9 protein-coding genes are annotated in these 12006 nt (G+C 36.1%); 1 reads left to right on the top strand and 8 read right to left on the bottom strand.

Annotated elements, in window-relative coordinates; genetic code table 11:
- The 8 genes from GOQ17_RS12040 to GOQ17_RS12005 form a co-directional block, all read right to left on the bottom strand.
- A partial coding sequence (locus GOQ17_RS12040) for a DUF4372 domain-containing protein (protein WP_159637668.1) occupies positions 1–251 on the bottom strand: 251 nt, incomplete at its 3' end.
- A 117-nt stretch (positions 252–368) separates the two neighbouring features.
- The gene (locus tag GOQ17_RS12035) at positions 369–1664 is read right to left on the bottom strand and encodes a bifunctional folylpolyglutamate synthase/dihydrofolate synthase (protein WP_159637667.1); all 1296 of its coding nucleotides are present in this window, start codon (positions 1662–1664) and stop codon (positions 369–371) included.
- A gap of 8 nt (positions 1665–1672) precedes the next feature.
- Complete coding sequence (locus GOQ17_RS12030) at positions 1673–2497, bottom strand: energy transducer TonB family protein (protein WP_159637665.1); 825 nt, start codon at positions 2495–2497, stop codon at positions 1673–1675.
- Positions 2498–2582: 85 nt separating this feature from the next.
- Positions 2583–2990, bottom strand: coding sequence for an ExbD/TolR family protein (locus GOQ17_RS12025; RefSeq protein ID WP_159637664.1), 408 nt, complete (start codon positions 2988–2990; stop codon positions 2583–2585).
- A gap of 30 nt (positions 2991–3020) precedes the next feature.
- Positions 3021–3722, bottom strand: a complete 702-nt coding sequence (locus GOQ17_RS12020) for a MotA/TolQ/ExbB proton channel family protein (protein ID WP_159637663.1) — start codon at positions 3720–3722, stop codon at positions 3021–3023.
- Between the two features lie 41 nt (positions 3723–3763).
- The gene (locus GOQ17_RS12015; protein WP_159637662.1) at positions 3764–4846 is read right to left on the bottom strand and encodes a hypothetical protein; all 1083 of its coding nucleotides are present in this window, start codon (positions 4844–4846) and stop codon (positions 3764–3766) included.
- A 45-nt stretch (positions 4847–4891) separates the two neighbouring features.
- Entirely contained in the window at positions 4892–6613 is a 1722-nt protein-coding gene (locus tag GOQ17_RS12010) for a TonB-dependent receptor (RefSeq protein ID WP_159637661.1), read from the bottom strand.
- A gap of 18 nt (positions 6614–6631) precedes the next feature.
- Complete coding sequence (locus GOQ17_RS12005) at positions 6632–9661, bottom strand: tetratricopeptide repeat protein (RefSeq protein ID WP_159637660.1); 3030 nt, start codon at positions 9659–9661, stop codon at positions 6632–6634.
- Between the two features lie 328 nt (positions 9662–9989).
- Between GOQ17_RS12005 and GOQ17_RS12000 the strand changes: the two genes are divergently transcribed.
- Positions 9990–11996, top strand: a complete 2007-nt coding sequence (locus GOQ17_RS12000; RefSeq protein WP_236537139.1) for a transporter-like protein — start codon at positions 9990–9992, stop codon at positions 11994–11996.
- Positions 11997–12006 lie beyond the last annotated feature (10 nt).

Below are 12006 nucleotides of genomic sequence, written 5' to 3'. Positions count from 1 at the left end.
GATAAATTGGACTTGCTGGGTGTCCTAGAGATGCCCATGTGGCTCATGTTACCTGTAGTACTACGCAGACCATTAGAAATATCACGAACGGAATCCGCAGATGAAAGATGGCAGAAAAGCATACTAACAAAGTGTGACCAACTGTTGATTCCTTTATGATGCTTGTCGCATTGGTATTTCTGAACCAATTTATTAAAAATGTCACGGTCTACTAGACCTAAAATCTGAGAAAATACGTTTATATTTACCATGGCGGTAGTATTATTTTAGCGAATTAAATATAGCAATCTCTGCTATATTAAACCACCGCCATTTTTTCCTTATTTAGGACGCGTCTGTCTAAAAGACAATTGTTTATTAATTTTTAATTATTTTAAATTTTGCAGAATTTCCGCTACAACAAAATTTGATCCTCCGACAAAAATTAAATCGCCCTTTTGATAAGCTGCTTTGGCATCTTTAAGAGCATGAATGACAGAACCCGAAACTTTTCCGTATAAACCATATACTTTGGCTTTCTCCGATAATTCATTTGCTTCCATTGCTCTTGGCATATCAGGTTGCGAAAAGTAATATGTGGCATCTTTAGGTAAATAAGGAAGCATATGATCTAAATCCTTATCTCTCATTGCGCCTATGACAATATGTAATGCGTTGTATGAAATTTCGTTCAGATTCTTAATTACTTCTTTAATGCCATCTTCATTATGCCCTGTATCGCAAATAACCAAAGGATCGGTACTTAACGTTTGCCAACGACCTTGGAAACCGGTCAGCTTTTGTACGTTGGCTAACGCATAGCTTAAGTCCTCATCCGAAATTACAAATCCTTTACCTTGGATTTGTTCTATAACAGCTAATACACCAACAATGTTTTTTATTTGATACGAACCTGTCAAATCCAAAATATATTCTATCGTATCTGTGTCATTTATTATTTGAAGACGCTGAGTTAACGCATTCCTTTCCAATCGTAGAGCTGCTATCTTTTGGTCAGCGAAAATAATAGGTGCATCTTCCTGTTTAGCTTTAGAATTAAATATAGGAGCTGTTATTGCATTGCTTTCAGAAATAACTATAGGTGTATGGGGCTTTATTATTCCCGCCTTTTCTGCGGCTATTTCTTCCAAAGTATCCCCCAACAGATTCATGTGGTCCATACCGATATTGGTAATCAAACAAACTTCTGGAGAAATAATATTCGTGCTGTCTAATCTTCCACCTAATCCGACTTCAATAATAGCAATATCAACCTTTTCTTTCGCAAAATAGTCAAAAGCCATAGCTACAGTAGCTTCGAAAAATGATGGTTGAATTTCTTCAATCAGTTCTTTTTGTGAATTGACGTATTCAACGACAAATTGCTCTGGAATTTGTTCGCCATTAATGCGAATTCGTTCACGAAAATCCACCAAATGTGGTGAAGTATACAAGCCTGTTTTATATCCTGCGCTTGCCAATACTGCGGCAAGCATATGCGATGAAGAACCTTTTCCATTAGTTCCAGCTACATGAATAGTTTTGAATTTTTCTTGCGGATTTCCTAAAGCTTCACAAAGTGCTATTGTACGATCCAAATCCTTTTTGTACGCCGAAGCACCGTCGCGTGTAAACATAGGTAATCGACTATATAAATAATCGATTACCTCTGTATAAGTATGCATAAACTAAATTATCTAACTTTGAAATTAATCGTAACGTGAACAACACGTCTTTCAGGTGCATTTGGAACGGTATTGAACTTTGCTTTACGCAATTCTCTTTCCAACATGCTGTATACTGTAGGTGATGAATAAGTAGTTCCTTTTACACCAGGACGAACACTTATGATATTACCATTTCTATCTACTGTCAGTTCGCACACGACAACACCTGAAAATTGACTTTTATCGTCAATATTAGGTCTTACAGCCCAATGTCTACTGGTCAATGAAATTGGTGTATTACCAAAACCCGATCCACCTTCGCCATAATTTGAAGCTAAAGGATCTCCTAAGGCAGAGCCTTGATTTCCAGCTCCACCACCTTCACCGTCACCAGCACCTTGGCCATTGTTCTTTTTGCCTTTATACAGTGCATTGGTATTCACTGTTGGTGTACTATTTTTTACTTCCTTAGTTGTCTCAGGAGCAGGATTAGTGACTTTTTTTTCCGTTTTGGTTACAGCAGGAGCATCCTCCATATCTTGTGTCGCTACCGCTTTATCAGCTACTTGCTGTGTAGGAGTAGGGGTTGGCGTTTCTGTAGGGACAATACGATCAGGCTGTACATTATTAGCGTTTTCGTCCATGGAAGGTTCCTCAATGCTCATATAATCATCTCCTGTACCCACATCCGATGTACCATAATTTACCACAATACCTCCCATACCATATTCTGGAATAGAAGGCTGACCAAATACTATGAAATAGCCAATTGCAATCAATACTACCATCACAATAGACGAATATCCGATTGCTTTGGGTAAATTATTTTCTTCTTTTATATGATAATACATTGTTTTAAATTAAAAAAGTCAAAATTAAAATACTTGAAAATTAATTAGACTTTGCGACTTTCAATTTGTCAATTTATCAATTGTATTAATCCTTTTTTGGTTCAGTTGCTAATACCAATTTGATTTTCAAACGGTTTGCAACATCCATTACGGATATAACATTTTGGATAGGCACGGTACTATCTGCATAAAGCATAATAGTAACTTCCTCTCCTGCATTCATTTGCGCTTGCAATGTCTGTTCCAAAGCCTCATAAGGTACAGTTTGCTTGTCTACATGATATGCCAAATCAGCAGTTATAGATACTGTAACTGTTTTCTTTGCTACTGATTGCTCACCTGCACTTGATTTTGGCAACAATAATTTCACCACTTGAGGGTTTGCTACTGCTGAAGCCAACAAGAAGAATAACATCAAAAAGAACATGATATCATTCAACGCAGCCGTATGTACTTCTGCTGTCGGTTTTCCTCTTCTATTTCTTATATTCATGGTCTATCCGATTATAAAATTGGTTCTCGATTAAACCCCAGGTTCATCTAATAAATCAATAAACTCAACTGCTTCGGTTTCCATTTTAAGGATTAAACGCTCTACCATCATATTCAAGATATGATAACCGATGTATGCCAAAATACCAATCGTCAATCCTGAAGCTGACGCAATCATTTTAACATAAAGACCTCCTGAAACTGAACCTATATCAATACCACCGGCAATTTCTACCTCACGGAAAATTTGAATTACACCAAAGATAGTTCCAACGAAACCTAGCATCGGTGCGATACCTGCGATAATACCTAATATATTAATGTTTTTTTCTAAACGAGAAACTTCCAATTTACCTGCGTTCTCGATAGCTCCTTCAATATCTTTAATTGGACGACCCACACGAGTCAAACCCTTTTGAAGCATACGCGCTAAAGCAGAATTACTAGAGCGACATACTGCTATTGCAGAATCTAATTTGCCTGACAATACGTTACTTTTAATCTGAGCCATCAAATTACCATCTGATTTAGAAGCTTTACTGATTGTAATATAACGCTCGATAAATATCACTAATCCAATGAAAAACAATATTACGATTGGAATCATAATCCAACCACCTTTCATAAGTAATTGAATAAGATTTTGATCCTCTACTGGAGGCGCTACGGCAATTGCTTGTTGTTGTAGTTGATTCAATGAATCTACGATTGGGTTGTCTTGAATGAATGACATAATATGTAATACTATTTATTTTATTGGTTTCTATTTACTTCTTATAAAACTGTTGGCCAAGCGTCTGACTTGACATTCTTTTGTACATAGCGTAAAGCTGAGTCACGTAACTCTTTTGTTGGGTAAGTGTCCCAGATTACTTTCTTTCTATTTTTCTCTAAATTAGATGGCAATGCCCGTACATGCTTAAAACCTTTTTTATTATAGTCCGCCGCCTCTTGCTGTGCCTGTTCCAATTTTGGATGCGTTCCTATGACAATCGTGTACTTATGCAAAACCGGCTCTTCCACGATTGGTTTTTCTACTTTTTGCTCGACTAATAACAATGAATCAGCTTCGTTTGACACCAAGGAATCTAAAGGAAGTAATGCATTTGAATCTACTAAATTAGTTAGTGTATCTGCTTCTATATCTACTGAATCAATAGAATTTAGATATTGATCAACATTATCTAATTTTTTAGAAATTATGCTGTAATAGTAAATTCCTCCTAAGGCTACTAATGCCACCACAGCCAGTAAAACATAGACTATAGCATTATTTCTTTTTGGACTTTCTTCTTCGAAAAGATCATGAGGTTGTCCAGCATGTGGGAAAGAATATACAGGTTCTTCTACGGTAGTAGACTGAGCAGACTCCTGTTCTACTGCATTTGCTATCCCCGTAACTGCTGCAATAGGTGAACTTTCATCACTAATGGCTGAAGCTTCATTATCATCTCCGACAGGATTTTGATATGGGTCTTCTATTGGCACAAACTGAAAACCACTTAAATCTAACGGTTTGAATATAAAAGAATTGCCATATGCCACCAAATATCCAAGTTCATCAATTGTAGCTTGACCATCTGTATGTATAATGTCAATTAGCTTGTCAACTTCTTTTTGTAAGAGTAATTCAGCTTCGCTTTTTTCTATTTGATTACTCTGTTGTACATACAAAGAAAAATCATATCCATCCGAAGCATCATGTTCAAATTCGATATAACTCAATGGCGGTAAAACAACATTACGCTTAGCATCATAAGACGCAGAAGTGCGGATACGCCTAAACGTACCTAAACCAATAACAAACACTGCTGAATGTCTTTGGAGCAAAGAATTTACTTGTCTTCCTAGAATCATCTATTTAAACTATAATTATCTGATGCAAAGTTATAATTCTATTTGTTAAAATGAAAAATTAACCCCACCTATCACGTTGAAACCCAATCTTGGGTAATACAGATAGCGTTGGTATTCTTTGTTAAAAATATTATTTGCTTTAATAAATATCCCCAAATTAGACATCGCTTTGTATTCAGCTCCAGCGCTTAAGTCAAAAAACTCAGGTACTGTTACTTTACGATACGAATTCTCTATACGAGCAGGAGATAAATTTAAATCATAATCATATGTAGCTGCCCATGTCGATCCATGAAATAATGCTTCTGCATCAATATACAATTTTTCTGAGATATTAAAGCGTGCATTTGCCGCTAATCGCAATTTAGGCGTATGCCAAGCCTCATCTCGCGTCGCCATTGTGTAGCCATCAATATTAAGACGACCTCCTAAATTTACTAACTGTGATAAACGAACATTAATTTCGCCTTCGATACCGAAATACTTTGTTTGGTCATCCTCATTACCATCATAAACTAAATCAAAACGAAATGGTGCATCAAGGCTATTCATAAATAAAGGTAATCCTTCAATAGATTTATAAATAACTTTTGCTTTATATCCAAATGTCGCGCCAGCATTCCCTTTGATACCACCAAAGACATGCAAACGATCTACTTGATTTTGAAAAGTTTGGTTTGGACCTAAATAAGGATTCAACTGCGTAAGTTGTTTATAAGAAGCTTTTTGCACTCCACCATTCAACCCACCAAACAAATGAATATAGCCCGGAACCAAAGAAAAATCAATTTCAGCTGCTGGGAAAATATTAAACCTGCTTTCGTCGCCAAACTCTGAAACTATATTGCCCCCTAAAGTCAATGTATAATTTGTTCCTTTGAAGCTGATATACGGATTGATACTCGCTACAGAGTTTTTAAATTTACCCAAACCATCACCTACTCCACCAATTCCATTATAATCTAAAGCAACGTTTGCTCCAATATTGAATGTACGAACGCGCTTATTTAAATAACCCGACAATGCGATTGAATTTTCGCTACCATCAAATTTATCTTTGTATGTATACGCATCCAATTTTGCAGAATAAGAAATTGCTTCTTCATTATTTGGATCAAAGTTGCTTGTCAATTCGCCTGTGAAGTAGATATCATTAAATGCTTGCGCTTCTTTTGATGGATTAAGAGTAAAACCACTCAAATCTACTGGGATCCCGTAAAAACGCGTTGCATAACGATTGTAACCAACCGTTCCGTCAACCGTAAAGGCATCCAAAACACGACGTCCAAAAATACCAATCTCTTGTCTCGAGAATTTTTGCTCTTCTAGCGAACCTTTCTGATTCAAATGTTTCAAAAATGCACCAAAACGTAAATTTTCGTATTCTTCATTTGCTATATATGCTTCACCAAGAATAGTCCCTAGATTACCAACACCCAACTTCACAAAGTTAGACGTTATATCTTGTACACGCGTAAATGGCAATTCTTGAACAGTCAGTTCTTTAAGCCCCGTATTGATATCCAATTTTTTGTCAGGAACATTTCCATAGGACAATTTGGGCATATACGCTCGTTTATTTGTCATATCTGGGCTACGACGAATCTTTACCGCATCAGCAAGAATAGGCTTGTAGTCACGGACTACATCAAAAGAATCAATCGTTACTGGTCTTTCGGGATCAACTTGTGCAGAGACTTGTTGCCCCAATCCTAATAACAATGCTACTATAGCATAATTCTTAAATACTGTTTTATGCAATTTCATCTTATATCCTATTTCTTGTTATTTCAATTTTTGTAAACGTTCTTTCGCAGTTTTCAAGACATCATCAGAATCATTTTCATAATTCTCAATTACACTCTCTAGTGTAGCCTTCGCTTGGAACTTATCTCCTTTGCCTACGTATGCATCCGACATTAAGATAAAGCCTTTAGCCACCCAATAATCGTACGATGAAAATGTATTGGCAATATCAAATGCTGACTCTATAGCTTTATCAAATTGTTTAGCTTTCAACTGTTGCTCAGCTACCAAATAGCGTGCTTCTGCACCAGTTTCTGTTTTTGATTTTAATGCAGCTAAGTTTAATTCTTTGGTCGCATCAGCAGCCTTATTTTGTTTAGTATATGCCTTTGCAGCATACAAGTGCGCTAAGCCAATATCCTCTTCTGATGACTTCTCGTAATTTTTTAAAATATTAGCATAAGTCAATGTCTCGACAGGATCACCAATGTTATAATACGCTACCAATAAATTTTTGATTGCAAAACCATAGTTTTCTTTATATTCTGAAGTCAACTCTAGTTTCTTCAACACTTGAACAGCCTCATTATAGGCTTTATTGCGTAAATGAAGTTTTGAGACACTGATTAAAGTCTTCTCCGTATACGCTGACGTCCAGTCATTCATGATGATGTTGAAATCATGTAATGCCTCTTTATCTTGCTTTAGCTGCGCATAACTTTCACCACGGATAAATCGAGCAAACTTTTCATTAATTGGCTTAGGAAACTTGTCGAAGTAAGCATTTACTGCCTCTATAGCACCTTGCCAATTTCCACGTTCAAATAAGTTTCTAGATATCCCGAAAGTATGAGAATCTTGTTCTGCTTGAGAAAGGTTACCGATATTTGTAGAAGTCGCATAGCGAATGTAACCAGACGCATCGCCTTTATCCAAATAAATATTTTCTATCGAGCGAATAGCTTGTTTTGCCTCATCCGTAGTGGCGTATTCGCTGACTACACGTTCGAAAGTTTGACGTGCAGCATCTGTGTTGTCTTGGTTGTATTGTACCAAACCAATGGTCAACAATGCACGAGGTACGTAAGAGCTTCTTGGGTATTTCTCAACCATTGACGTTAAGCCGCTAATAGCTCTATCATAGTCATTCATCAAGAAATAGGTATAAGGGATCTCAAAAGCCACATCATCCGCATAATTTGATTTTGGATATTTTGCAATTACAGAATTCAACGTCGCAATCTTCGCATTGTTGTCACCCTGTAATCCTTGGATAATCCCTCTTTGGAATAAAGCATAATCTTGACTTTGCGCATTTGAACTAATCAAACGGTCGTAATAAGATAAGGCTCTGCTATAGTTTTTTGAGGCAAAGTAAGAATCTGCCAAACGAGCAATCGCATCGTTTTTAGTATTTAACTCAATACCATCTTTGCCTCCACCAGCTAAGAATCTCTCAAAATAATTAGCCGCTGTATTATAATTATCATTTCTGAATGCCGCATAAGCTAAAGCATAATTCGCATAATGATACACGTCTGTTTTCCTTGCAGCAGGCAACTGTAAGAATTTATTGAAGTTAGCAACCGATTCTTTGTATTTACGCACTTCGTACATCGCTTCTGCTTTCCAGTATGTCGCTAGCGCATAAATCTCTTCGTCAAAACGATTGGCTTCAGAGCGTATAAACATCGAAATACCATTTTCGAATGCTCGTTCGTTGTAAAATTCTAAACCACGATAAAAAGTAACTTTTTGATAGGCTGCTTTAGATTCTTTAGATGTCAACGGGAATGACTCCAATACATCAACCGCATTACGGTAGTTTTTAGTACTTAATAACACTTCCGCCAATAATGTCTTGGCTTCCTCATTACGCTTGTTGCTTTTGTATGTGTCCAAATACTCTTGAACCGCATCTAAAGCTACTTGATGAAACTCTAATTCATACGACAGTTTCGCATAATTGAACAAACCTTCTTCCTTCAACTGTGGATCAAAATCCAATTTCGAAGCTTTGAAGAAAGCATTACGTGCACTTTGTTTATTTCCTGTTTTGATAAATGCATCACCCAATGTTATCATCGCACTTTGATAATATTCATCCGGATCAGTCATTTTTTCTAATTCCGTTATCGCTTTTTCATAATCACCTAATTTGTAAGCGATATAACCTATTTGGTAACTATCTTGGTTATTCTGAGTTTTACCTTGATCTTGCGCTTGGAATTTATCGTAATATTGTTTTGATTTTGCTAAATCACCTTTAATAAAATATGTTGCACCGATAATACGGAACATTTCTGTCTCATATTCTTGTTTGGTAGTTTGCAAAATTGGTAATGCATAGCTCAACACATCATCATAGCGCTTATCTAAGAAGTACAAAGCGGTGATGTAGTAAGGATATGTAGTTTCAAATGTCTTAGAACCATTTAGACGCTCAAACTCATTCAATGCAGTTTTATATTCTGCATCTAAATAAGATAAGTACGCATAATAATAAATAGAAGCTTCTTGATATTGGCTATTTTCGTCTTTTAATTTTTCGAATAGTGGTTTAGCTGCTTTATAATCATTGGTCATAAATTGCGCATAACCCAATTTAAAGCGATATTCTATATTTTCAGCTCCTGCTAAATTCCTACTTTCGATTTTTGTAAACCATTCAATAGCTTTAGGGTAATCTTTCTTGGCATAATATGAACGTCCAATCTGAAAATATGCAGCTTTAGAATTTGCACTAGCTGGATAATCTTTAATATACTTCAAAAAACGACCTTCTGCATCCGAATCTCCAAGTTCAAGAGCACATACAGCCTGATAAAAACGTACGCCTTCCTTAATCAAAGTTAACTCTTCCGTTTCATCTAACTGAAGCGTGGATTTCGTGCGCAGCTCTTCGACTTTATCAAATTGTTTGGCTGCAGAACTAAATTTACCACGTTCGTATAATTCTAAACCTGTCTTATATGCTCTGTTTATATCTTGCCATGCTGTCTGCTGACCAAAAACTGGTATAGACATCAAGCTCAATGCGACACCCAATCCGTAAATTTTCTTGTACATAATGGTGTATTTTCTTTATCTAAATTTTCTAAAAATCATCCTGAACAGCTTCTCTTAGTGTGCTAAATAGATACTATTCTTCATTCTACTAAAATAGTAGTAAAGTTGCAAGTTTTCCTCAAAAGTTGTTAACATCTGTTAGTAAACCACTTTTATAACGCTAATTTTACGATTAAGTAGCACTAAACGTAATTTTTAACATTTTTTCACATTAGTGAATTATATTTCAATAGCTTAATTATTACAAAAACAAAGATGCTCTTTGTGCATTCTGTTATAAAAACGTATTTTATCCGAATTGTATTTAAATACTCACACAATCACGTAGATGGTACAGACCAAACAAAACTTGATACAACTCTTTGAAAACGCAACTAGAAACGACATCGAGGGCTTAGATTTTATCATAGATTTAGTCAATATATATAGAAAACAGCGAAATGCCGTATTGGTTGATATTCAGGATTTGTTGGATTTATTACAAACCAATGCTGAATACAGAAATATTTTGTTGGAGAAAATTGAGTCTCTAAGTATTTCAAAAAAAGATTTTGATCAAATCATATCGGATGTAGGCATCATAAATTATAGTGACTTTTTATATGAACTACGACTTAGGTTGGTCGCAAGATTTATCCCACATCAAGCTCCATTAGATTCTCTAGAATTTATATTGAATCAGATTTTTTATGACCGAAAAGATTCGGAGTGGATTGCAACAATTCCTGGCGAACAACTCATCAGCTTGTTCGAGTTATTGGAAAGCAAAAACATTTATGCCGATAATGTGGATAAACATGCTGTATCAGAAATACTCTATGGTTTAGAAGTATTGACTCAGCGGGTTTCGGGACGTGCTATGGAAGCAGATGTCAGTAAAATGACTCCTGAATATCGGAATTTTGACAACCCATTTATTGGTCTTTTGCAAGAAATGACAAATATTATTCAGTATGTTCGTTCGCAGAAAAGACCACATCTTGAAAGCTCTGACATATATTACAAGCAAATAAACATTCTTCTAAATCAGTGTGACAAATACATAGATGACGCTTTTGCGAACTCACACAAATTGGGAATTTCGATGAAAGTAAATCAATCTTTATTACGACTAAGACAGCAATTGGGACGTATACGAGAAATCCTGAACTATTTAGTTTTGGATGACCCTAATAAAGGTGTGGAACAGACAATTTCATTGATTAAAAAATTGATTTATATCAATGTTAACAAAACAAATGTACGCCGACTAGTCAATGAAAGTACACAATCCATTGCTTACGAAATCACACAACACACAGCGCAAACTGGTGAGCATTATATTACTTCTTCGAAGAAAGAATATACCAATATGTTTTGGTCAGCTTGCGGGGGTGGTTGTATCGTCGCCTTTCTATGTATTATCAAAGTATTGATGTCAAAAGCGGACACCAGTATCTTCGGACATGCTGTTTTATACAGTTTGAATTATGCGTTGGGATTTACAGCAATTTATTTGTTAGGTTGCACACTAGCCACCAAGCAACCAGCGATGACTGCATCAGCATTAGTCAGTGCATTACAACGCAAAACAGGAAATAAGGAAGAACGTAATTATAAATATTGGTCTTTTGCCAACTTCTTTTCAAGAGTCTTTCGTTCGCAGTTTATTGCTTTTGTAGGTAACGTTTTATTAGCTTTCCCGATTGCTATGTTACTCATTTGGGGAATAGACACTCTATTTTCGTACAATATCGCATCTTCAAAATGGAGAGGACTTCTTACCGACTTAGACCCGGTTGATTCACCTGCAATATATCACGCAGCTATAGCTGGCGTTTTCTTATTCTTATCAGGAATTATCGCAGGAAGTGTCGCAAACCGTGATAAATACAATTCCTTGTACTTCCGAATAGAGCAGCATCCCATCATTAAAAAAGTATTTGGCAAAGAAAAAACCAAAAAATTCGCTGAATGGTACAAAAAGAAATGGGCTGGTGTGATCTCCAATATTTGGTTCGGTGTTTTTATGGGAATGACTGGATCAATAGGTATATTTTTGGGCTTAGACATTGACATCCGTCACATCACATTTGCAAGTGGAAATTTAGCTCTAGGCATGTATGGTAGTGATTGGAGAGCACCTACGGATATGATTATCTGGGGTATTGTAGGTATTGGCGTGATTGGATTTGTAAATTTTATAGTCAGTTTTACCTTATCATTAATACTTGCGTTCCGCGCACGTAAGATGAAGCTGTACGAATTGGTATTAGTAAGCAAAGCAATTTGGGCTTTATTCTTGTTGAGCCCCATGCAATTTTTCTTTCCACCGAAAGAGAAAAAACAAGAATAAAAAGAGAGGT

This window comes from Sphingobacterium composti (assembly GCF_009829075.1).
Lineage (GTDB): Bacteria > Bacteroidota > Bacteroidia > Sphingobacteriales > Sphingobacteriaceae > Sphingobacterium > Sphingobacterium composti.
The sequence above is the reverse complement of the archived record's forward strand: the minus strand, read 5'-3'. Positions and strand labels throughout refer to the sequence as shown.

What these genes read in the sequence shown, in the direction of transcription:
- GOQ17_RS12035 (WP_159637667.1), bottom strand. Translation starts at nt 1,664, where the DNA reads ATGCATACTTATACAGAGGTAATCGATTATTTATATAGTCGATTACCT.
- GOQ17_RS12030 (WP_159637665.1), bottom strand. Translation starts at nt 2,497, where the DNA reads ATGTATTATCATATAAAAGAAGAAAATAATTTACCCAAAGCAATCGGA.
- GOQ17_RS12025 (WP_159637664.1), bottom strand. Translation starts at nt 2,990, where the DNA reads ATGAATATAAGAAATAGAAGAGGAAAACCGACAGCAGAAGTACATACG.
- GOQ17_RS12020 (WP_159637663.1), bottom strand. Translation starts at nt 3,722, where the DNA reads ATGTCATTCATTCAAGACAACCCAATCGTAGATTCATTGAATCAACTA.
- GOQ17_RS12015 (WP_159637662.1), bottom strand. Translation starts at nt 4,846, where the DNA reads ATGATTCTAGGAAGACAAGTAAATTCTTTGCTCCAAAGACATTCAGCA.
- GOQ17_RS12010 (WP_159637661.1), bottom strand. Translation starts at nt 6,613, where the DNA reads ATGAAATTGCATAAAACAGTATTTAAGAATTATGCTATAGTAGCATTG.
- GOQ17_RS12005 (WP_159637660.1), bottom strand. Translation starts at nt 9,661, where the DNA reads ATGTACAAGAAAATTTACGGATTGGGTGTCGCATTGAGCTTGATGTCT.
- GOQ17_RS12000 (WP_236537139.1), top strand. Translation starts at nt 9,990, where the DNA reads ATGGTACAGACCAAACAAAACTTGATACAACTCTTTGAAAACGCAACT.